The sequence below is a fragment of the Jiangella alba genome (assembly GCF_900106035.1).
GTDB lineage: Bacteria > Actinomycetota > Actinomycetes > Jiangellales > Jiangellaceae > Jiangella > Jiangella alba.
The window spans coordinates 65,175-85,886 of sequence record NZ_FNUC01000003.1; the positions used below are offsets into that span (position 1 = coordinate 65,175).

Below are 20,712 nucleotides of genomic sequence, written 5' to 3' on the forward strand. Positions count from 1 at the left end.
CGTAAACGTCAAGCAATCACGTGCGACGAAAGCGGGAACGACGATGTTCGAGCTGTCCGCGGACCACGAGGAGTTCCGCGCGGTCGTCCGCGACTTCGCCCGCGAGCGCATCGCACCGCATGCGGCCGAGTGGGACCGCAAGCACGAGTTCCCGGTCGGCGTCGTGCGGGCGATGGGCGAGCTGGGGCTGTTCGGCCTCACCGCCCCCGAGGAGTACGGCGGCGCGGGCGCCGGCCTCACCAGCCTGTGCGTCGCGATCGAGGAGCTCGGCCGGGTCGACCAGTCGATGGGCATCACGCTCGAGGCGGCCGTCGGTCTGGGCATCACCCCGATCCTGGCGTACGGCACCGACGAGCAGAAGGCGCGGTGGCTGCCCGACCTCGTCGCTGGGCGGGCGCTGGCCGCGTTCGGCCTCACCGAGCCCGGCGCCGGGTCCGACGCCGGCGCCACGGCCACCCGCGCGGTGCTCGACGGCGACGAGTGGGTCATCGACGGCGCCAAGCAGTTCATCACCAACTCCGGCAGCGAGCTGACCACCTGCGTCACCATCACGGCGCGCACCGGCGAGCGGCCCGACGGCAGCGCGGAGATCTCCGCCATCATCGTCCCGGCGGGCACGCCCGGATTCATCGTCGAGCCCGCCTACGACAAGCTCGGCTGGCACGCGTCCGACACCCACCCGCTGACCTTCGACGGCGCCCGGGTGCCGGCCGATCACCTGCTCGGCGTGCGCGGCCAGGGGTTCAGCCAGTTCCTGGCCACGCTCGACGACGGCCGCATCGCCATCGCGGCGCTCGCCGTCGGCTGCATCCAGGCCATGCTCGACGCGTCGCTGCCGTACGCGCACGAGCGCACGTCGTTCGGCGTGCCGATCGGCGCCAAGCAGGCCGTCGCATTCCAGCTCGCCGACCTCCACGTCATGGCGCAGGCGGCCCGGCTGCTGACCTACCGCGCGGCCGCCCTGCGCGACGCCGGCGCCCCTGCCGAGCAGGTCAAGCAGGCCGCGGCGGCGGCCAAGCTGTACGCCACGGAGTCCGCGGTCACCGCCACCCGGGTCGCCACGCAGGTGCACGGCGGCTACGGGTTCATGGAGGAGTACCCGGTGACGCGGTTCTACCGCGACGCGAAGATCCTCGAGATCGGCGAGGGGACCAGCGAGATCCAGCGGCTCGTGCTGGCGCGCGGTCTGGGGCTGCCGGTTCAGGCATGATCGGGGGGTGACGGAGGAGAACGGGATGGGGCGCGACCACTACGCCGAGGTCGACACGGCCCGGAAGGCGACCGAGGTCCCCTCCGACGCCGGCGCCGCCAAGCTGGCCCAGCAGGGCAAGCTCTACGTCCGCGACCGCATCGACCTGCTGTTCGACGCCGGCACCTTCGTCGAGGACGGTCAGCTGGCCAACGCGCTGTCCACTGGCCTGCCCGCCGACGGCGTCGTCACCGGCCGCGGGCTGGTCGAGGGCCGGCCGGCGCTGGTCGTCGCGAACGACCCGACGGTCAAGGCCGGCTCGTGGGGCGCCCGCACCGTCGAGAAGATCGTCCGCGTCACCGAGACCGCGCTGCGCGACGAGCTGCCGGTGTTCTGGTTCATCGACTCCGCCGGCGCCCGCATCACCGACCAGGTCGACCTCTTTCCCGGCCGCCGCGGCGCCGGGCGCATCTTCCACAACCAGGTGGCGTTGTCCGGCCGGGTCCCGCAGGTGTGCTGCCTGTTCGGGCCGAGCGCGGCCGGCGGCGCCTACATCCCGTCGTTCTGCGACATCGTCGTCATGGTCGAGGGCAACGCGTCGATGTACCTCGGCTCGCCGCGCATGGCCGAGATGGTCGTCGGTGAGAAGGTCACGCTCGAGGAGATGGGCGGCGCCCGCATGCACACCACGGTGTCGGGCTGCGGCGACAACCTCGCCGCCGACGACGCCGAGGCGATCGAGCAGGCCAAGGCGTTCTTCTCCTACCTGCCCAGCTCGTGGCGGCAGCCGCCGCCGTCGTACGCCGCCGGCGGCGCCGTCCGCGAGTTCACCCGCGACCTCGTCCCGGCCGAGGAATCGGTCGGCTACGACATCCACGACGTCATCGACGCGATCATCGACGAAGACTCGTTCTTCGAGGTCAAACCGCTGTTCGCGGCCGAGCTGGTGACCGGTTTCGGGCTGCTGGAAGGGCAGCCGGTCGGCATCGTCGCGAACCAGCCCGCGGTCAAGGGCGGCGTGCTGTTCACCGACTCCGCCGACAAGGCGGCCCGGTTCGTCTGGCTGTGCGACGCGTTCAACGTGCCGCTGATCTACCTGGCCGACGTCCCCGGCTTCATGATCGGCTCCGAGGTCGAGCGGCAGGGCATCATCCGGCACGGCGCCAAGATGATCACCGCGGTCGCCGAGGCCACGGTGCCGACGGTGTCCGTGATCGTCCGCAAGGCCTACGGCGCCGGGCTCTACGCGATGTGCGGACCCGGCTTCGGCCCCGACGCCTGCATCGCGCTGCCGACGGCGAAGATCGCGGTCATGGGCCCGGAGGCGGCCGTCAACGCCGTCTACTTCAACAAGATCGCCGCCATCGAGGACGAGGCGGAGCGGGCGGAGTTCGTGGCCGGACTGCGGCTGGAGTACGAGGCCGACATCGACATCCTGCGGCTGGCGTCCGACCTCGTCATCGACGCCATCGTGGCGCCGGAGGAGTTACGGGCTCAGCTGGTGGCGCGGCTGGCGGCGGCGGCCGGCAAGGACCGCCGGTTCACCGAGCGCCGGCACGGCGTGCCGCCGGTCTAGCGGTGGGTCGTCGCCGCAGGCTGGGACCGTGAAGGCGGCGTTTTGCAATGAGCACCGATACGCACCGGTGCTCATTGCAAAGCGGCCAGAGGCAGCAGCCACTCGAGGCGGCCGGGCGGGACGGGGTCAGCCGGTTCAGTCGCGGGTGGCGGCCCGGCGGGCGCGGCGGCGGACCGGCTCGTGGTCGGGGTCGGTGCGCCACAGCTCGGTGATCGAGATGCCGAGCCGGCCCAGCAGGGTGCGCAACAGCGGCAGCGACAGCCCGACGACGGAGTGGTGGTCGCCGTCGATGGCGGTGACGAACGGGCCGCCGAGGCCGTCGATGGTGAACGCGCCGGCCACCCGCAGCGGCTCGCCGGTGGCGACGTAGGCGCGGATCTCGGCGTCGGAGAGGTCGGCGAAGTGCACCGTGGTGCTGGCGGTGTCGCCGATGGCCCGGCCGGTGCCGCCGTCGTCGGGCTCGCGCAGGTCGATCAGCCAGTGGCCGGTGTGCAGCACGCCGGACCGGCCGCGCATGCGCTGCCACCGGCGCACGGCGTCGACCGGGCCGTCGGGCTTGCCGTGGATCTCGCCGTCGAGCTCGAGCACGGAGTCGCAGCCGAGCACGACCATGCCGGTGAACGTCTTGCCGGCGACCTGCTCGGCCTTGGCGCGGCCGAGCAGCAGCGGCACGTCGTGCGGCGGGACGGGGCCGCGCGCACGGGCCTCGGCCAGCACGGCGTCCTCGTCGACGCCGGAGACCTGGACGACGGGTTCGATGCCGGCCGAGCGCAGGGTCGCCAGCCGGGCGGGGGACTGGGAAGCGAGCAGCAGGCGCACCACGGACCTCACGTTACCGAAAATGATCATCGGCGGTCGATGCCTGAAACAGGTTCGACCGCCGACGATCATCGGGTGATCATGGTCACGGAGAGGTTAACCCGTGGTACGTCACCTTGTCTCGGTATCGCTCAGGCCGTCGCCAGCTCGGCCGGGCGCTCCTCACCGCCGTCGGCGAACACGTCGCCGCGCCGGTCGGAGTTGTAGATCTCCAGGTCCAGCAGGCCCTCGCGCTTGGCGACGATGGTCGGGACCAGCGCCTGCCCGGCGACGTTGACCGCCGTGCGGCCCATGTCGAGGATCGGGTCGACGGCCAGCAGCAGGCCCACGCCGGCCAGCGGCAGGCCCAGCGTCGACAGCGTCAGCGTGAGCATGACGGTCGCGCCGGTCGTGCCGGCGGTCGCGGCCGAGCCGACGACGGAGACCAGCACGATCAGCAGGTAGTCCGACACCGACAGGTCCAGGCCGAAGAACTGCGCCACGAAGATCGCGGCGATCGCCGGGTAGATCGCGGCGCAACCGTCCATCTTCGTCGTCGAGCCGAACGGCACCGCGAACGACGCGTAGGACCGCGAGACGCCGAGGTTGCGCTCGGTGACCTGCTCCGTCACCGGCAGCGTGCCGATCGACGAGCGGGACACGAAGCCCAGCTGGATGGCCGGCCAGGCGCCGGTGAAGAACTTGACCGGGTTCAGGCCGTGCGCCCGCAGCAGGATCGGGTAGACGACGAACAGCACCAGCGCCAGGCCGACGTAGATGGCCACCGTGAACCGGCCGAGCGAGCCGATGGCGTCCCAGCCGTAGTCGGCGACGGCGTACCCGAGCAGGCCGATGGTGCCGATCGGGGCCAGCCGGATGATCCACCAGAGCACCTTCTGCACGATCGACAGCGCCGCCCGGTTGAACGCCAGGAACGGCTCGGCCTTGTCGCCCAGCTTCAGCGCGGCGATGCCGATGGCGGCCGACACGACCACGAACTGCAGCACGTTGAAGCTCAGGCTGGTGGCCGCGGCGCCGCTCTCCGGGTCGATCGACGTGTTCGCCGTCAGGGCGAGGAAGTTGGTCGGCACCAGGCTGGTGAGGAACGCCCACCAGTCGCCGGTGCGGCCCGGCTCGGCCGCCTGGTCCTGGGTGACGGACGTGTGCTCGCCCGGCTGCAGGATCAGGCCGAGCGCGATGCCGATGGCGACCGCGATCAAGGCGGTGATCGCGAACCACAGCAGCGTCTGCCCGGCCAGGCGGGCCGCGTTGGTGACGTTGCGCAGGTTCGCGATGCTCGCGACGATCGCGGTGAAGATCAGCGGGATGACGGCGGCGCGCAGCAGGTCGACGAACAGCCCGCCGACGGTGTCGAGGGTGCTGGTCAGCCAGTTCGGGTTGCCGTCGGCGGCCGGGCCCAGCTCGCGGGCCACCAACCCGAGGATGACGCCCAGGGCGAGGCCGAGGAGGACCTGGACGGAGAACGAGGGCAGCCGCAGCCGGCGGGGGGCGGGCGCGCCTACGGTCGCTGTTTCGGACATGCGAAGACCTTCCGGAACGGAGGACAGGACGGGGTGAGGCGGGAGCCGCGCGCGGGCAGGCGGCAACGCCGGCGGGGGACAGGGCTCCGCCCGGGCGCGCGCGGATGCAGCGAGTGCTAGGCCGGACAGGCAGAGCTGGCCTGACGTCGCAGATCGACGTGCAGGCGCTGAGTGAGACCCCAGATGTTCACCATGTCAGCGTGCTCAACGGCCCGCATGACCTGGGTATTCCCGATTCCGCCAGATTTCTCCGAGTTGTTTCGCTCACGGGTCCGGAGCGGTGCGCAACCGGGCGTCGACGGCGTGGGCGGCCAGGGCCGCGGTGACGGCGGCCCGGCGCTGCGCGCTCCCGGCGAGCACCGGCAGCGGGTCGTCGGGGAAGCCCGGCCGCCGGGCGAGCTGCGCGAAGGCGTCCGCCTGGGTGGTGGCCGGCAGGTCCGCGATGACGCCGTGGACGCTGCGATAGACGTAGTACGCGGTCATCTCCGTGCCCCACTCCAGGGCGAGCCGGTAGTCCGCCGACGCCAGCAGCACGCGGTCGTAGTTCGGCTCCGTCTCGTCCATGCGGGCGAGCTGAGCGTCGTCGAGCCAGAGCAGCATCGCCGTGCGCAAGGTCTGCCCGGGGGCCGCGTACGGCGCGTACGGGATGTACCCGGCCCGGCTGACGTGCGCCGAATGGCCCACGGCCAGACCGTCCACCCGGGTCGAATACACCGGGACGACGAGGTCCGGGCCGAGCTTCTGCCGCAGCTGGCTCGGCGACGCGTTGGAGCCGACGGCGAGCAGCGGCCGCCGTCCGTCCAGGCGCACGCCGGCGGTCAGTGGGCGCACGGCGGTGCCGGTCACGACGCAGGAGGTGGTGACCGGCACGCCGGGGTAGCCAGGGTGTGTCTCCAGGGTCCATGGCCTACTGCGCGGCGTCCAGGCGGCGCCTCGCTGCGTTCTCGTCAGTCGTCATAGAACCCCACTATGACTCCCTCCTCGGCCTTGCGAGGCATCCACCTGGACGCCGCTCGCTACGGCCGAGACCCAGGAGACACACCCTCGCCGGGTCGAGCAGCGGTGCGGTGTTCAGAGGCGGGCCAGCGCCGCGCGCAGCGGGTCGAGGCCGATGGAGCCGAGGTCGAGCGCGGCGCGGTGGAACTCGCGCAGGTCGAAGGCGTCGCCCTGGCGCCGCTGGGCGTCGTCGCGGGCGGCGAGCCAGATGCGCTCGCCGATCTTGTACGACGGCGCCTGGCCCGGCCAGCCGAGGTAGCGGTCGAGCTCGAAGCGGAGGAACTCGTCGGGCATGCGGCAGTGGGCGCGCAGGAACGCGTACGCCGACTCCGGCGTCCACACCCCGGCCGGCAGCCCGTCGGACGCCACCAGCGATGCCGGGACGTCCTTGCCCAGGTGGAAGCCGATGTCGACGACGACGCGGGCGGCGCGGAAGGACTGGCTGTCGAGCATGCCGAGACGGTCGCCGGGGTCGTCGAGGAAGCCGAGGTCGGCCATCAGCCGCTCGGCGTACAGCGCCCACCCCTCGCCGTGGCCGGACACCCAGCACAGCAGCCGCTGCCAGCGGTTGAGCACCTCGCGCCGGTACATGACCTGCGAGACCTGCAGGTGGTGGCCCGGCACGCCCTCGTGGAACACCGTCGTGGTCTCGCGCCAGGTCGAGAACTCCTCGACGCCCTCGGGCACGGACCACCACATGCGGCCCGGCCGGCTGAAGTCGTCGCTGGGGCCGGTGTAGTAGATGCCCCCTTCCTTGGTGGGAGCGATGCGGCACTCCAGCCGGCGGATCGGCTCGGGGATGTCGAAGTGGACGCCGCTCATCGCCTCGACGGTGCGGTCGGACAGCTTCTGCATCCACTCCTGCAGGCCGTCGGTGCCGACGATGCGGCGGGCGGGGTCGGCGTCGAGGGCCGCGACGGCGTCGTCGACGCTGCCGCCGGGGACGATGTCCTGCGCGACCGCTGCGAGCTCGGTCTCGATGCGGGCCAGCTCGGCGACGCCCCACTCGTAGGTCTCGTCGAGGTCGACGGCCGCGCCGAGGAAGTACCGCGAGGCGACGGCGTAGACGTCGCGGCCGACGGCGTCGCGCTCGCGCGCCGCCGGTGCCACCGTCTCGCCGAGGTAGCCGCCGAACGTGCGGAACGCCTCGGAGGCCGCCGCGGCGGCGGCGTCGAGGTCGGTGCGCAGGGAGTCGGGGCCGCTCGCGGCCAGCCCGGTGAAGAACGTGTCGGCGACCCGCCCGGCCTGCTCGGCGACGGCGAGCACCTGGCGGCGGGCCGGCGGCAGCCCGGCCGCGAGGTCGGCCTCCATCGTCCGCCGGTACTGCTCCAGCGCCACCGGGACGGCGCGCATGCGGGTGGCGATGTTCGCCCATTGCTCGTCGGTGTCGGTGGGCAGCAGGTCGAAGTTCTCGCGGGCCCAGTGCATGGGGCTCTCGATGACGTTGAGGTTGCGGTTCAGCCCGGCGTCGTCCATCTCGAGGTCGAGCGACAGCCGCTCGCGCATCGCCTCGCCCGCGACCCGTTCGCGCTCGTCGGCCGAGGTGGCCGTCTCGAGCGCGGCGAGGGTGCGCTCCGCGAGCGCGCGCCGCTGCGCGAACCCGTCCGGCGACAGATCCGTGCTCTGGGCGTCGTAGCCACTCAGGCCGGCGTAGGTGGCGGTGTAGGGGTCGAGGGCGGCGTACTCGTCGACGTAGGCGTCAGCGATCTCGTCGACGGTGCGCGGCTGCGGAGTCGTCACGCAGCCGACCTTATCCGGGCGATCCTTCCGGCGAGAAGGACGAACGACGGGCAGATCTTCGGCCGTGCGTCAGCGCGGCAGCGCGCTGGCCCGCCACGCGCCGTCGCCCGGTGTGAGCGGCGCCCGGCGCCGCGCCCAGTACGACGCCCACGCCGACCGCGGCGGTTCGGCCGGCTGCTGCCCGCCCGCCGCCTTCGCCGTCAGCACGACGGTGAGCGCGGCCAGCTCTTCGTCCGTCGGCGTCCCCCGGACCACCCTGAACAGCGCCGCGTCGGTCATGCTCGTCAGACTACCGGTGCAGCGGGATCGTCGCGGTGACCGTCGTGCCGCCGGAGCCGGAGCCGAGGTCGAGCCGTCCGCCCAGCTCGGCGGCGCGCAGTCGCATCGATTCCAGCCCGACGCCGTCGTCGCGCCCCAGCCGGCCGCCGCGGCCGTCGTCGGCGACGCGCAGCAGCACCTCGTCGCCGCACTGGCGGAGCAGGACGTCGCAGTGGCCGGCGCCGGCGTGGCGGGCCACGTTGGTCAGCGCCTCGGCGCCGATGCGGTACAGCGCGACCTCGACGGCGGCGGGCAGCCCGGCGAGGTCGCCTTCGATGACGACGTCGTGCGGCAGCCCGGCCAGGACGGCGCCGGCCTGCTGGCGCAGGGCGGCTGGCAGCCCCTGGTCCAGGGCGGGCGGCCGGAGCCCGTCGACGACGCGGCGGATCTCGCCCGCGCAGCCGGTGAGGTCGTCGACCGCGGCGGCCAGCATCGCCGCCACGTCGTGCGCGCCGGCGGCACCGGCGCCGGCCTGGGCGGCCCGCACCTGCATCCGGGTGCCCACCAGCGCCGGACCGAGGCCGTCGTGCAGGTCGCGGCGGATCCGCAGCCGTTCCTCTTCGCGCGCCAGCACGAGGTCCTCGCGGGAGCGTTGCAGGGCCAGTGTGAGCCGGTGCGCCTGGGCGGCGATGCCGGCCTGCGAGGCGACGTCGCGCAGCAGGGTCCGCTCGGCGGGCGTGAACACCTCGCCGGCCCGCCGCGGCGCCACCTCCAGGGAGCCGACCCGGTCGCCGTGCGCCAGCAGTGCGAACGTGGTCAGTCCAGGCTGCGGCCGGCCGTGTGCGGCGGTCACGTGGCTGCCGTCGCTGGTGTCGACGAGCATGCGCACGTACGGCACCCGCAGCGCGTCGGCCAGCGTGACGACCAGTTGGTCGAGCATCGTGCCGGGGTCGCCGGCCTCCTGCATGCGCCGGCCGAGCCGCTGCAGGACGAGGTGCGGCGCGTCGCGGTCGCCGAACAGCAGCCGGTCGACGGCGCGCTGGACGGCCCGCCGGACGGGGTCGAATCCGGCCGCGACCAGCCCGGTGGCCAGCGCTGACGCGACGACCGTGGAGCCGCCGGAGTGCAGCCGGCTGCCGGCCAGCCCGATGCCGACGGCGTAGACGCCCAGCACCAGCAGCGTCATGACCAGCCAGACGAGAGCCCGGTTGACGACGAGGTCGAGGTCGCCGAGGCGGAACCGCAGCACCGCGAGCCCGATGCCGAGCGGCAGCGCGACCAGTCCCGGCACCAGCGCGCCGCTCACGCCGGCCGCGTCCAGGACCACGCCGGCGGCGAACAGCACCCCGGCCGGCAGCATGCAGGCCAGCTGCCGCCGGACCAGCGGCTCGGCGCCGCGGGCGCGCCGCAGCAGCGACGCCACCACGAGCAGCGCCGCGATGATCAGGACCAGCGCGACCGCGATGACACCGCGGACCAGCAGGTGCGCCAGCGGCGAACCGGACTCGCCGCTGGTCAGCAGCGAACGCGGGTGCTGTGCCGCCGCGACGGCCAGCGCGAGCGTGCCCGCCGCGGCGCACCCGGCGAGGACGACGGCCAGCGGCCGCCAGCGTGGCGACGGCAGCACGCCGTCCGGGAAGAACAGCAATGCCAGCGGCACCAGCGCGACCGCCGGCCACCACGTCCACTGCGCCACCCACGCCGCGACGAGGGCGCCGGACCACGCGACCGCGGCGACGGCGCCCGCGGCCAGCATGCCGGTGGCCAGCACCAGCCGGGCGACGGCGTGCCCCGGCTGGGCCCGGATCAGGAACAGGCCCACCGGCAGGAACCCGCCGGCCAGCGCCAGCAGCATGTCCAGTGGCGCGTCGACCCGGCCGGACGGGCCGACCAGGAAGCCCGCGGCCGCGAGCAGCACCAGGACGAGGCAGCCCCAGCGGGCCGCCGCCGTCGACCAGCGGGCCACGGCTCAGACGTGGAACAGGTTGTGGAACCACCCGGCGCGGTGACCCGGCCCGGGACGCACGTCGAGCTCGTCGTTCAGCGCGCCGAGGACGTCGGCCAGCGACCCCTTGGGGCGGGGCACCTCGGTGGCGGTCGGGAGTGACTGCTGGCGGCCGAGATCGGGGTCGGCGGTGAGTCGTTGCTGGGCGAGCTCGAGGGCGGCCGCGACCCGGGCGGCGACGGCGTCGGGGTCACCCGGCCCGTCGCCGGGCACGAACCCGGCGACGACGAGTTCGGCGGTCACGACCGGCCACAACCGCCGGCCCGCCGCGTCGTACAGGTCGACGACCCGCTCGTCCGCGTGGTCGTCGTGGCCGCCGGGCAGGTGCGCGAGCATCGCCTCCGCCGTGCCGACGTGCAGGAAGGTGTGGTCGGCGGAGATCGCCAGGACGAGGTCGCCGAGGTCGACGAGGGAAGGGTCGGTGCTGGTCACGGTGGGTCTCTCCTCATGATCGCGGGCGGGCCGAAAGTGCACCTTAGTGGGACGGTCGTGACAGATCGTGCGCCGGCTTCGCTACGCTCGGCGTCATGGCGAGCGACCCGCTGACCGTGCTGCTGGTCGACGACCATCCGGTGGTCCGGCGCGGGTTGCGGGCGCTGCTCGGGGCCCAGTCGTGGGCCGGCGCGATCCACGAGGCCGACACCGTCGCGCGCGGCCTGGAGCTGGCCCGCGAGCACCGTCCCGATGTCGCCGTGGTCGACCTCGCGCTGCCCGACGGCGACGGCGGCCGGCTGGTCGAGCGGCTGGCGCCGGACTGTGCCGTGCTCGTGCTGACGATGACGGTCGACCCGGGGCGGGCACGGGCACTGCTGGCCGCCGGGGCGGGCGGGTACCTCGCGAAGGAGACCGACCCCGACGTCGTCGTCGACGCCATCCGCACCGTGGCCGGGGGCGGGCTGGTGCTGGGGCCGAACCTCGACCGGTCCGCCGTGCTGGGCGCCGGCCCGGCCACTGCCGCGCCGCCGGCCCCGTTCGACCGGCTCAGCCCGCGGGAGCTGCAGATCGCCACGCTGATGGGGCAGGGCCGGTCCAACGCCGAGATCGCCCGCACCCTGTCGCTGGCCGACAAGACGGTCCGCAACCAGGTGTCGTCGCTGCTGACGAAGCTCGGCGCGCGCGACCGGCTGGAGGCGGCGCTCATGGTGCGCGAACACGGTCTGGTCTAGTACGCCAGGCGCGCAGCGCCCGGGCGCCGTCGCTGCGCGGACCGGCGGTCAGCGCGGCCAGTGCCACGAACGCGTTCAGCACCAGCAGCACGCGGCCCAGCCGCCAGTCGTCCGCCGTGCCCGCGACGACCGCGACCCCGGCCAGCGCGAGCAGGACGGACGCCGCCGGACCGGCCAGGCAGACCAGCACTTCGGTGCGCCGGTCGGGGCTCACCGCGCGGACGGTGCCGGCGTCGAGCAGCCCGCGCAGGACGACGGTGTGCACCCGCAGGCCGCGGGCGCGCGCCACGAGTGCGTGGCCGGCCTCGTGTACGACACCGGTGGCGACCGCGACGACGCCCGCGGCGATCCCGCGGGCCAGCGCCGTCGCGGCGCCGTCGTCGCGGGCCAGCAGAGCAGCGACGGCGACGACCGCGGCCAGCTGCGGGTACACCGCCCGGCGCACCTCGATCCGGGTCCGCTCAGCCGGCGACACGGCACGCCTCCGCGGCGAACGCCAGCACCTGCGACAGCGCCGGCAGCGCGCCCGGGCCGACGGAGCCGTCGCCGAGCGAGACGCCGTCGACCGGGTCGAGCACGCCGACACCGTCGGCACGCAGCGCGGCGACGTTGCGCCGGACCGCCGGCTTGGCCCACATCGCGGCGTTCATCGCCGGCACCATGACGACCGGGCAGGTCGCCGCCAGCAGCACCGTCGTGAGCAGGTTCGGGGCCAGCCCGAGGGCCGCCTCGGCGAGCAGGTCAGCCGTTGCCGGCATGACCAGGACGAGGTCGGCCCAGGCGGCCAGTTCGACGTGCGGGACGATCAGATCGCCGGTCCGTCCGTCGGAGTAGACCGGATGCCCGGCGGCCGCGGCCAGCGGCAGCGGCGTCGCGAACAGCTCGGCCGCGGGGGTGGTGACCACCCGCAGCCGCGCCCCGGCGCCGAGGCGCAGGGCCGCGGCGGTCTGCGACATCGTGGCCGCGGCGACGGAGCCGCCGACGCCCAGCAGGATCCGCCGGTTCAGCCAGTGCGACGTGTCCATCTCCCTCAACTCCCTGTCAGTGCCGCGGCCGCGTCGAGGACCGCGTGGCCCAAGCCGGCCATGACGGCCGTCGCTTCCGGCCGCGCCCCGAAGGACGCGACGACCCGGGCCTCGTGGTCCAGGACCTTGACGGCGGCGGCGTCCGTGGCCGCCCGCCAGAACGCCGCGGGCCGCGGGCGGTCGTCGTCGTACCCGCGCCGGACCGCCGCGGCGAGACCGGTCAGCGCGGCCCTGGTCCACGGGTCCCGCCCCCCAGGGGACCCGTGGACGGCCGCCCCGGCGGGCCCGCTCGGTGCGCGGTGGCCGTCCGCCGGGAGCAGGTGCGCGATCTCCAGCAGATCGCCGATCAGGTAGCCGGCGTCGAACCACGCCGGCCCGCGGGCCCGCCCGGTCCAGCCGGTCACGACCGCGAGCACCGCGTCGTTCGCCGCCGGCCGCTGCGCGACGAGGAGATGGCCGGTCGACGGCTCGCCGTGCAGCGGCGCCGGTGGCTGCGCGTGCCAGCCGGCGCGGACCCCTGCCAGCGCGGCAGCCAGCCGGTCGTCGGTGCGGGCCAACGTGCCGGTGGCGTCGATGCGGGCGAGCGCGGCGGGTTCGGCGGCCGGTACGGTGCCGGGGCCGTCGTGCAGGGTGCGCAGGGCGCGGCCGAGGCCGGCGCCCAGCTCGGGCCCGGCCGGGTGCCGCGGGGCGCCCGCGGTGATCGTGGCCGCCAGCAGGGCGGGCCGCCAGGGCACCTCGTACGCGACCGCTCCGCTTGGCAGTGGGATCGGCGCGCCGATCCGCACGGCTGGGTCCTGCGGCGGCGCCTCGGCGACCGCCGCGGGTGTCGTACGTTCCGCCGGCACGTCGGCCCAGAGGTGGCCGCCGGCCACGGTCGTCAGCGACCAGCGGGACAGCAGCGGCCCGGCCAGCACGGCCGCGGAGTCCGCCCGCACCGGGACACCGGCGGCGGCGAGGTCGGCGGCGAGCGCGGGTGGCACGGTCGCGGGCGCCGGACCGGCCGGATGGGCGCTCATCGCGGTCCTCCGTCACCGGCGCCGGCCAGCACACCGGCGCCGAGGTCGGGCTCGGCGCCGCCGGGGCCAAGGTGCGGCCGGTCCGGATCGAGGCCGGCGGCGGTGAACTCCGCTCTCACCCCGTCCCAGCGGGCCGCGACACCGGCGCCCGGCCCGGCCGCGAGCACGCCCTGGACCAGCAGCAGGCATCGATGCTGACCGAAGCTGAGTGCGCCGGCGGCCGTGCGGGCCGGCTCGTCGGCAACCGCGAGGCCGGGCGCGACGGCCCGGGTGAAGGCGGGCACCGGGGCTCGCAGCCGCACGCCGGGTGCGGCCAGCGCGGCGCGCACCACCGGCGCCGTCGCGGCGGAGTCGCCGCGCGGCGTGTAGAGGACCAGCGCGTCGGGCCGCGGGTGCGCGGCCGGGTCGTTGAGCGTCTTGACGGTGAACGGGAGGCCGGCCGCGTCCAGGCCACTCACCAGCGCACCCAGCAGCGCCGCCGCACCGTCGGCCGTCGTGTTCAGGTACCACCGCAGCACAGGGCCGGCGCCGGGCCCGGCCAGGCCCGTGGTCAGGTAGAACCCGGGCGAGACGAAGCGCCGCTCGGCGGGGAACGCCACCTCGACGCCGTCGCAGGCCGGGCGCACCTCGTCCGGACGGGCCGTGAGCCGCACCCCGTCGTCCGCGCCGACCACCGTCAGCCGGTCCCCGTCGGCGCGGTCCAGCCGCCAGCCGGGCAGCCAGCGCCGCCGGCCGCCGTCGGCCCGGCGCAGGGCCGCGACGAAGGCGGGGTGCTCGCGGTCGGCGGGCAGCCGGCGGTCCGGCGTCGCGGCGGGGTCGTGGTCCCGGCCGAGGTAGAGGTGGTCGTACACGGCGGCGTGCAGCCTGGTGGCCGTGACGGTGCGGTCGCCGCAGCGCGCGGTGTGGTCGTCGAGGAGCTCGACCCGGCGGACGGCGTCGAGGAGGTCGGTCGTGGTCATAGCAGCATCGGCGCCGTTCGGTCGGGGTCGGTGAGGAGCTGGGCGGCGAGGTGCGCCGTGAGCACGCCCGGCGCGTCGAGCCGCTCGGCCAGCAGGCCGGCGGCCAGGGCACGTTGCAGCAGGAACACGCCGGCATGGGCGGCGACCAGCCCGCGGTCGGCCGGTGTCAGCGGCCCGTAGCCGCTCAGCGCGGCGCGGACCCGTGAGCGCAGCTCGTCCAGCGGGACCGGCGCGCCCGACAGCCAGGACTCCAGCGTCCCGCCGGGGGTGAGGCGCAGCGTGTGCAGCCACAGTTGGACGAGGTTGCCGACCAGGCTGCCGAGGTCCCACAGCGGGTCGCCCCAGCCGGCCGTCTCCCAGTCGAGCAGCACGACGCGGCCGCCGTCGGCCACGACGTTGTCGTGCTTGACGTCGCCGTGGATCAGTGCGCTCGGCCGCCACCGCGCGGCGAGCCGGTCAACGATGGTGTGCGTGGCGGCGGCGCGGGCCCACACCTCGCGGAACCCGGACGGGAACGCCGCCAGCGCGGCCGGCGTCACGGCCGCCCAGTCCAGGGTCGGCCGGCCGAACGGGCCGGTGGGCGCGATCCCGTCGATCGGGTGTGTCCCGGGCCGGACGGCGTGCAGCCGGGCCAGAGCGGCACCGATCGCCCCCACGACGTCCGGGCCGACGTCCGGCCAGCCCGTCAGCGTGCGCCAGTCCTGGTAGCCGCGGTACACGGCGGCCGATCCGGCGACGTCGACGGCGAGCAGCTCCGGCGCGATCGCGGCCGTCCCGGGCAGGGCGTTCACCGCGCGGACCACACCGGCCTCGCCCGTCACCGCGGGCCGGCCGGGCCGGGCCCGCTTGACGAAGAGCAGGCGGCCGTCGGCGAGGCCCACCTGGGAGCAGAGCGCCCGGCCGGGCAGGTGACGGACGGCTCGGACGTCGTCCGGTGCGGCGAGGCCGGTCCCCGCCAGCGCGGCGAGCAGCGGGTCGTCGATGATCATCACGGCGATCCTCCGTGGGACGGGACGGCCGCCGGGGCACGAGACCCCGGCGGCCACCGGGAACGGACCGGATCAGCAGCTGAAGCCGTAGCTGGCCGCGATGATCGACGGGCAGTAGATGATCGACGCGATCACGATCGGGGCGAGACCGTCCTCGGTGGTCTCGGCCCGCTCCGCGACGTCGGCCGACAGCGCGGCCTGCTCGGCGGGGGTCCCGAAGAGGTTCTGAGCGGACATGGTGACTCCTGTTCTCCAGTCCGGGAGCGCCTCTCGCCCCCGGCCGAAGACCACGCTGGTCGGCCCGCCGTCCCGGCCTCCAGGGACAATGTCCCCGTTAGAGCGGGATGTTGCCGTGCTTCTTGGGCGGCAGCGTCTCGCGCTTGGTGCGCAGCGCCCGCAGCGCCTGCGTCACCGCGGCCCGGGTGCGCGACGGCTCGATGACGGCGTCGACGTAGCCGCGTTCGGCGGCGATGTAGGGGTTGGCGAGGGTGTCCTCGTACTCGGTGATCAGCTCCGCGCGCCGCTCGGCCGGGTCGCCGGCGTCGGCGAGCTCGCGGCGGTAGAGGATGTTGACGGCGCCCTGCGCGCCCATGACGGCGATCTGGGCGGTCGGCCAGGCGAGGTTGACGTCGGCGCCGAGGTGCTTGGAGCCCATGACGTCGTAGGCGCCGCCGTAGGCCTTGCGGGTGATGATCGTGACCAGCGGGACGGTCGCCTCGGCGTAGGCGAAGATCAGCTTGGCCCCGCGGCGGATGATGCCGTTCCACTCCTGGTCGGTGCCGGGCAGGAAGCCGGGCACGTCGACGAAGGTGAGGACGGGGATGTTGAAGGCGTCGCAGGTGCGGACGAACCGTGCCGCCTTCTCCGACGCGTCGATGTCGAGGGTGCCGGCGAACTGCAGCGGCTGGTTCGCGACGACGCCGACGGACTGCCCTTCGACGCGGCCGAAGCCGACGACGATGTTGCCGGCGAACAGCGGCTGCACCTCGAGGAAGTCGCCGTCATCGAGGACGGCCTCGATGACGGCGTGCATGTCGTACGGCTGGTTGGCGCTGTCGGGGACGAGGGTGTCCAGCGCGAGGTCGGTCTCGCTCACCTCGAGCGACGCCTCCACACCGGCGAACGACGGCGCCGGGTCGAGGTTGTTCTGCGGCAGGTACGACAGCAGCGCCTTGACGTAGTCGACGGCGTCGGCCTCGTCGCCGGCCATGTAGTGGGCGTTGCCGCTGCGGGTGTTGTGCGCGCGGGCGCCGCCGAGCTCCTCGAAGCCGACGTCCTCGCCGGTGACGGTCTTGATGACGTCGGGCCCGGTGATGAACATGTGCGACGTCTGGTCGACCATGACGGTGAAGTCGGTGATGGCCGGCGAGTACACGGCGCCGCCGGCGCACGGGCCCATGATCAGCGAGATCTGCGGGATGACGCCGGACGCGTGCACGTTGCGGCGGAAGATCTCGCCGTAGAGGCCGAGCGACACGACGCCCTCCTGGATGCGCGCGCCGCCGGAGTCGTTGATGCCGATCATCGGGCAGCCGGTCTTCAGCGCGAAGTCCATGACCTTGACGATCTTCTCGCCGAACACCTGGCCGAGGCTGCCGCCGAAGACGGTGAAGTCCTGCGCGAACACCGCGACCTGGCGGCCGTCGACCGTGCCGAAGCCGGTGACGACGCCGTCGCCGTAAGGCCGGTTGGCGTCCATGCCGAACGCGGTGGAGCGGTGCCGGGCCAGCTCGTCGAACTCGACGAACGAGCCGTCGTCGAGCAGCATCGCGATGCGCTCGCGGGCGGTCCCCTTGCCGCGTGCGTGCTGCTTCTCGACCGCACCGCCGGAGCCGGCGTGCACGGCGTCGTCGATCCGCTGCCGCAGGTCGGCGAGCTTGCCCGCGGTGGTGTGGATGTCCGGAACCTCGTCGGTCATCAGGGGCCTTCCGTCAGTCGATCGAGCCTTTGCAGGGTAGAGCACGGGTGTCTCGCTCTGTGGGGCATGCCCGCGGCGTTCCATGTGCGCTGTCTACGCTGGACGCATGGCCTCCACTGCCACCGGATCCCGCGAAGCCGCGCGCTTCGAGATGCCCGAACGGCTGCGTGCCGACGTCCGGCAGCTCGGCGACGCGCTCGGCCAGGTGCTGCGCGAGTACGGCGGCGACGCCCTGCTGGCCGACGTCGAGCGGCTGCGCGAGCTGACCATCGCCTCGCACCACGAGGACCAGACGGTCGCCGACGACGCCGCCTCGCAGGCCGAGCACCTGGTCGCGTCGTGGTCGCTCGGCCGCGCCGACGAGGTCGCCCGCGCCTTCACCGTCTATTTCCACCTGGTCAACGCCGCCGAGGAGTACCACCGGGTCCGCTCGCTGCGGGCCGGCGACCGCGCCGACCACCCGCTGGCCGGCACCGTCGCGAAGGCGGTCGAAGACGTCGCCCGCCTCGCCGGGCACGACAAGGCCAAGCACCTGCTCGACGGCCTGGAGTTCCGGCCGGTGCTCACGGCGCACCCGACGGAGGCCCGACGCCGGGCCATCGTCACGTCCATCCGGCGCATCGCGCAGCTGCTCGAACGCCGCGACGACCCCAGGCTGGGCGCGTCCGAGGACGCCGAGACACAGCGCAACCTGCTCGAGCAGATCGACGTGCTGTGGCGCACGGCCCCGCTGCGGGTCGACCGCCCCGGCCCGCTCGACGAGGTCCGCACCGCCATGTCCGCCTTCGACGACGTGCTCTTCCACGTCGTGCCGCAGGTGTACCGGCGGGCCGAGATGGCGCTGGCCGGCGGCGCCGGGACGGTCGCGGCGCCGCAGGTGCCGGCGTTCGTGCGGCTCGGCTCCTGGATCGGCGGCGACCGCGACGGCAACCCGCATGTCACCAGCGCCGTCACCCGTCAGGCCATGGCCATCCAGTCCGACCACGTGCTGCGGGCGCTGGAGGCGGCCTGCGCCCGGGTCGGCCGCGGGCTGACGCTCGACGCCGGCAGCACGCCGGCCGCCACCGAGCTGCGCCGCATCCTGGCCGACGCGCAGGCCGCGCAGCCCGACCTCTACACCGAGCTGGCGTCGCGCTCGCCGAACGAGCCGCACCGCATCGCCGTCCTCTACGCGGCCGCCCGCATCGCCGCCACCCGCCGCCGCGACGCCGACCTCGCCTACGCGTCGGCGGGCGAGCTGCTGGCCGAGCTGCGCGCCGTCCAGGCCAGCCTGGCCGAGGCCGGCGCCGCGCGGCAGGCCTACGGCGAGCTGCAGGGCCTCATCTGGCAGGTCGAGTCGTTCGGCTTCCACCTGGCCGAGCTCGAGGTCCGCCAGCACAGCGCCGTGCACCGGGCCGCGCTGGAGGAGATCCGCGCCGGCGGCGTGCTGTCCGACCGCACCGAGGAGGTGCTGGCCACCATCCGGGTCATGGCGCAGATCCAGGCCCGGTTCGGCCCCGACGCGTGCCGCCGCTACGTGGTCTCGTTCACGCAGTCCTCCGACGACGTCGCCGCCGTGTTCGAGCTGGCCCGGCACGCCCTCGACGGCCGCCCGGTGGCGCTCGACGTCGTGCCGCTGTTCGAGACCGGCGCCGACCTCGCGGCCTGCGTCGACATCCTCGACGGCGCGCTCGAGCTGCCCGAGGTCCAGGCGCGGCTGGCCGAGGCCGGCCGGCGCATGGAGATCATGCTCGGCTACTCCGACTCCGCGAAGGACGTCGGGCCGGTGTCGGCCACGCTGGCGCTGTACGACGCGCAGGACCGGCTCACGGCGTGGGCGCACGAGCACGAGCTGACGCTGACGATGTTCCACGGCCGCGGCGGGGCGCTGGGGCGGGGTGGCGGGCCGGCCAACCGGGCCGTCCTGGCGCAGGCGCCGGGATCGGTCGACGGCCGGTTCAAGCTGACGGAGCAGGGCGAGGTCATCTTCGCCCGGTACGGCGACCCCGCCATCGCCCGCCGCCACATCGAGCAGGTCGCGTCCGCCGTGCTGCTGGCGTCGACGCCCGCGGTCGAGGAGCGGGCCCGCGCGGCCGCCGTCGAGTTCTCGTCGGTCGCGTCGGTGCTCGACACCGCGGCCCGCGAGGCCTACCACGCGCTCGTCCGCACCGACGGCTTCCCCGAGTGGTTCGCCCGGGTCACCCCGCTCGAGGAGGTCGGCTCGCTGCCCATCGGCTCGCGGCCGGCCCGGCGCGGGCTGACGGTGTCGTCGCTCGACGACCTCCGCGCCATCCCGTGGGTGTTCTCGTGGTCGCAGACCCGCGTCACGCTGCCCGGCTGGTACGGCCTCGGCGCCGGCCTGGCCGCCGTCGGCGACCTCGACGTGCTGCGCCGCGCGTACGAGGAGTGGCCGCTGTTCACCGTCATGATGGAGAACGCGGAGATGTCGCTGGCCAAGTCCGACCGCCGCATCGCCGCACGCTACCTCGCGCTCGGCGACCGGCCGGAGCTGACCGACCGCATCCTCGCCGAGCACGCGCTCACCACCCGCTGGGTGCTCGACGTCACCGGGCACAGCCGGCTGCTCGAGGACCGCCACGTGCTGGGCCGCGCCGTCGCCCTGCGCAACCCGTACGTCGACGCGCTGTCGTACCTGCAGGTCCGGGCGTTGCGGGCGCTCCGGCGCGACGACGTCGAGTCCGGCTCGGCGGAAGAGGCGGCCACCCGTCGGCTGCTGCAGATCAGCGTCAACGGCGTCGCCGCCGGCCTGCAGAACACCGGCTGATGTGGGACGTCCACCGGGTCGCCACCACGGGGTCGACGAACGCCGACGTCGCCGCCGCGGCCCGGTCCGGCGCGGCTGAGGGCCACGCCGTCGTCGCCGAGCACCAGAGCGCGGGCCGCGGCCGGCTGGACCGCCGCTGGGAGGCGCCGCCCGGCACGTCGCTGGCGATGTCGTTCCTGCTCCGGCCGCACGGCGTGCCGGACCTGCGGTGGTCGTGGCTGCCGCTGCTGGCCGGCGTCGTCGTGGTCGACGCCGTCGACGCGGCGGCCGGCGCCGTCGCCGTGCTCAAGTGGCCGAACGACGTGCTGCTCGACGGCGGCAAGCTGTCCGGCATCCTCGTCGAGCGGGTCGAGACGCCGTCCGGCGCGGCCGCCGTCGTCGGCATCGGCCTGAACGTCGCGCAGACGCCCGGCCAGCTGCCGCCCGGCGGGGTGTCGCTGGCGCCGTACGGCGCGCGGGCCGACGCCGTCCTCGACGCGGTCGCGTCCGGGCTGGCCGCGCGGTACGAGACCTGGCGCGCCGCCGGGGGCGACCCGTCCGCGTCCGGGCTGGCCGAGGCCTACTCGGCCCGCTGCGACACCCTCGGCCGCGAGGTCCGGGCCGAGCTGCCCGGCGGCGACACCGTCGAGGGCCGCGCCACCGCCGTCGACGCCGCCGGCCGGCTGCTGATCGCGCCGTCCGCGGGCGGCGATGTGGTCGCCATCGGCGCCGGTGACGTCGTCCATCTGCGTCCGCGGTGAGAGCGCCTGTTCTCGCGAGCGGGTGCGACGTG

General features: G+C 74.7%; 19 protein-coding genes. 5 read left to right on the top strand and 14 right to left on the bottom strand.

Features of this window, described 5'->3' with window-relative positions:
- Positions 1-43: 43 nt before the first annotated feature.
- A complete protein-coding gene (locus BLV02_RS03190; protein ID WP_069110527.1) occupies positions 44-1,210 on the top strand; it encodes an acyl-CoA dehydrogenase family protein in 1,167 nt (388 codons plus the stop codon).
- A 25-nt stretch (positions 1,211-1,235) separates the two neighbouring features.
- Positions 1,236-2,765: an acyl-CoA carboxylase subunit beta gene (locus tag BLV02_RS03195; RefSeq protein WP_069110526.1), complete on the top strand. Its 1,530-nt coding sequence runs from the start codon at positions 1,236-1,238 to the stop codon at positions 2,763-2,765.
- Between the two features lie 135 nt (positions 2,766-2,900).
- Here BLV02_RS03195 and BLV02_RS03200 read toward each other — a convergent pair whose 3' ends face one another.
- The 7 genes from BLV02_RS03200 to BLV02_RS03230 form a co-directional block, all read right to left on the bottom strand.
- Positions 2,901-3,587, bottom strand: a complete 687-nt coding sequence (locus tag BLV02_RS03200) for a Maf family protein (protein WP_069110525.1) — start codon at positions 3,585-3,587, stop codon at positions 2,901-2,903.
- A gap of 128 nt (positions 3,588-3,715) precedes the next feature.
- A complete protein-coding gene (locus BLV02_RS03205; protein WP_069110524.1) occupies positions 3,716-5,104 on the bottom strand; it encodes a dicarboxylate/amino acid:cation symporter in 1,389 nt (462 codons plus the stop codon).
- 264 nt (positions 5,105-5,368) lie between these two features.
- Positions 5,369-5,974, bottom strand: a complete 606-nt coding sequence (locus BLV02_RS03210; RefSeq protein ID WP_069110523.1) for a hypothetical protein — start codon at positions 5,972-5,974, stop codon at positions 5,369-5,371.
- 201 nt (positions 5,975-6,175) lie between these two features.
- Entirely contained in the window at positions 6,176-7,840 is a 1,665-nt protein-coding gene (locus BLV02_RS03215; protein ID WP_069110522.1) for a DUF885 domain-containing protein, read from the bottom strand.
- A 69-nt stretch (positions 7,841-7,909) separates the two neighbouring features.
- On the bottom strand, positions 7,910-8,119 hold the full coding sequence (locus BLV02_RS03220; protein ID WP_069110521.1) for an acyl-CoA carboxylase subunit epsilon: 210 nt from the start codon (positions 8,117-8,119) through the stop codon (positions 7,910-7,912).
- Between the two features lie 10 nt (positions 8,120-8,129).
- Positions 8,130-10,064: a sensor histidine kinase gene (locus BLV02_RS03225; RefSeq protein WP_069110520.1), complete on the bottom strand. Its 1,935-nt coding sequence runs from the start codon at positions 10,062-10,064 to the stop codon at positions 8,130-8,132.
- A gap of 3 nt (positions 10,065-10,067) precedes the next feature.
- Positions 10,068-10,535, bottom strand: coding sequence for a hypothetical protein (locus tag BLV02_RS03230; RefSeq protein ID WP_069110519.1), 468 nt, complete (start codon positions 10,533-10,535; stop codon positions 10,068-10,070).
- A 95-nt stretch (positions 10,536-10,630) separates the two neighbouring features.
- On the opposite strand from BLV02_RS03230, the gene BLV02_RS03235 reads away from it, so the two are divergent.
- The gene (locus BLV02_RS03235; protein ID WP_069110518.1) at positions 10,631-11,269 is read left to right on the top strand and encodes a response regulator transcription factor; all 639 of its coding nucleotides are present in this window, start codon (positions 10,631-10,633) and stop codon (positions 11,267-11,269) included.
- Here BLV02_RS03235 and BLV02_RS03240 read toward each other — a convergent pair.
- The 7 genes from BLV02_RS03240 to BLV02_RS03265 all read right to left on the bottom strand — a co-directional run bounded on the left by BLV02_RS03240 (position 11,241) and on the right by BLV02_RS03265 (position 17,176).
- The gene (locus BLV02_RS03240) at positions 11,241-11,744 is read right to left on the bottom strand and encodes a M50 family metallopeptidase (RefSeq protein WP_069110517.1); all 504 of its coding nucleotides are present in this window, start codon (positions 11,742-11,744) and stop codon (positions 11,241-11,243) included. The genes BLV02_RS03235 and BLV02_RS03240 overlap by 29 nt on opposite strands.
- Entirely contained in the window at positions 11,731-12,294 is a 564-nt protein-coding gene (locus tag BLV02_RS03245; protein ID WP_069110516.1) for a flavoprotein, read from the bottom strand. The genes BLV02_RS03240 and BLV02_RS03245 overlap by 14 nt, the downstream gene beginning before the upstream one ends.
- Positions 12,295-12,299: 5 nt before the next feature.
- Positions 12,300-13,310, bottom strand: coding sequence for a hypothetical protein (locus BLV02_RS03250; protein WP_069110515.1), 1,011 nt, complete (start codon positions 13,308-13,310; stop codon positions 12,300-12,302).
- Positions 13,307-14,269 carry a T3SS effector HopA1 family protein gene (locus BLV02_RS03255; RefSeq protein ID WP_069110514.1) on the bottom strand — a complete coding sequence of 321 codons (963 nt, stop codon included), beginning with the start codon at positions 14,267-14,269 and terminating at the stop codon, positions 13,307-13,309. The genes BLV02_RS03250 and BLV02_RS03255 overlap by 4 nt, the downstream gene beginning before the upstream one ends.
- Complete coding sequence (locus BLV02_RS03260; RefSeq protein WP_069110513.1) at positions 14,266-15,258, bottom strand: aminoglycoside phosphotransferase family protein; 993 nt, start codon at positions 15,256-15,258, stop codon at positions 14,266-14,268. The genes BLV02_RS03255 and BLV02_RS03260 overlap by 4 nt, the downstream gene beginning before the upstream one ends.
- A gap of 72 nt (positions 15,259-15,330) precedes the next feature.
- Positions 15,331-15,495 carry a hypothetical protein gene (locus BLV02_RS36260; protein ID WP_157740461.1) on the bottom strand — a complete coding sequence of 55 codons (165 nt, stop codon included), beginning with the start codon at positions 15,493-15,495 and terminating at the stop codon, positions 15,331-15,333.
- A 97-nt stretch (positions 15,496-15,592) separates the two neighbouring features.
- Positions 15,593-17,176 (bottom strand): acyl-CoA carboxylase subunit beta, encoded by a 1,584-nt coding sequence (locus tag BLV02_RS03265; RefSeq protein ID WP_069110512.1) that lies wholly within the window; start codon positions 17,174-17,176, stop codon positions 15,593-15,595.
- Positions 17,177-17,282: 106 nt separating this feature from the next.
- Here BLV02_RS03265 and BLV02_RS03270 point away from each other — a divergent pair, with 106 nt between their 5' ends.
- Both BLV02_RS03270 and BLV02_RS37020 read left to right on the top strand, forming a co-directional pair.
- Positions 17,283-19,940 carry a phosphoenolpyruvate carboxylase gene (locus BLV02_RS03270; protein ID WP_069110511.1) on the top strand — a complete coding sequence of 886 codons (2,658 nt, stop codon included), beginning with the start codon at positions 17,283-17,285 and terminating at the stop codon, positions 19,938-19,940.
- Entirely contained in the window at positions 19,940-20,680 is a 741-nt protein-coding gene (locus BLV02_RS37020) for a biotin--[acetyl-CoA-carboxylase] ligase (protein WP_069110510.1), read from the top strand. Before BLV02_RS03270 ends, BLV02_RS37020 begins: the two co-directional genes overlap by 1 nt.
- Positions 20,681-20,712: the final 32 nt, after the last annotated feature.

Bases quoted from the DNA above. Each gene is read 5' to 3' on its own strand.
- BLV02_RS03190 (WP_069110527.1), top strand. From the start codon at position 44: ATGTTCGAGCTGTCCGCGGACCACGAGGAGTTCCGCGCGGTCGTCCGC.
- BLV02_RS03195 (WP_069110526.1), top strand. From the start codon at position 1,236: ATGGGGCGCGACCACTACGCCGAGGTCGACACGGCCCGGAAGGCGACC.
- BLV02_RS03205 (WP_069110524.1), bottom strand. From the start codon at position 5,104: ATGTCCGAAACAGCGACCGTAGGCGCGCCCGCCCCCCGCCGGCTGCGG.
- BLV02_RS03220 (WP_069110521.1), bottom strand. From the start codon at position 8,119: ATGACCGACGCGGCGCTGTTCAGGGTGGTCCGGGGGACGCCGACGGAC.
- BLV02_RS03235 (WP_069110518.1), top strand. From the start codon at position 10,631: ATGGCGAGCGACCCGCTGACCGTGCTGCTGGTCGACGACCATCCGGTG.
- BLV02_RS03245 (WP_069110516.1), bottom strand. From the start codon at position 12,294: ATGGACACGTCGCACTGGCTGAACCGGCGGATCCTGCTGGGCGTCGGC.
- BLV02_RS03250 (WP_069110515.1), bottom strand. From the start codon at position 13,310: ATGAGCGCCCATCCGGCCGGTCCGGCGCCCGCGACCGTGCCACCCGCG.
- BLV02_RS03255 (WP_069110514.1), bottom strand. From the start codon at position 14,269: ATGACCACGACCGACCTCCTCGACGCCGTCCGCCGGGTCGAGCTCCTC.
- BLV02_RS03260 (WP_069110513.1), bottom strand. From the start codon at position 15,258: ATGATCATCGACGACCCGCTGCTCGCCGCGCTGGCGGGGACCGGCCTC.
- BLV02_RS36260 (WP_157740461.1), bottom strand. From the start codon at position 15,495: ATGTCCGCTCAGAACCTCTTCGGGACCCCCGCCGAGCAGGCCGCGCTG.
- BLV02_RS03265 (WP_069110512.1), bottom strand. From the start codon at position 17,176: ATGACCGACGAGGTTCCGGACATCCACACCACCGCGGGCAAGCTCGCC.
- BLV02_RS03270 (WP_069110511.1), top strand. From the start codon at position 17,283: ATGGCCTCCACTGCCACCGGATCCCGCGAAGCCGCGCGCTTCGAGATG.
- BLV02_RS37020 (WP_069110510.1), top strand. From the start codon at position 19,940: ATGTGGGACGTCCACCGGGTCGCCACCACGGGGTCGACGAACGCCGAC.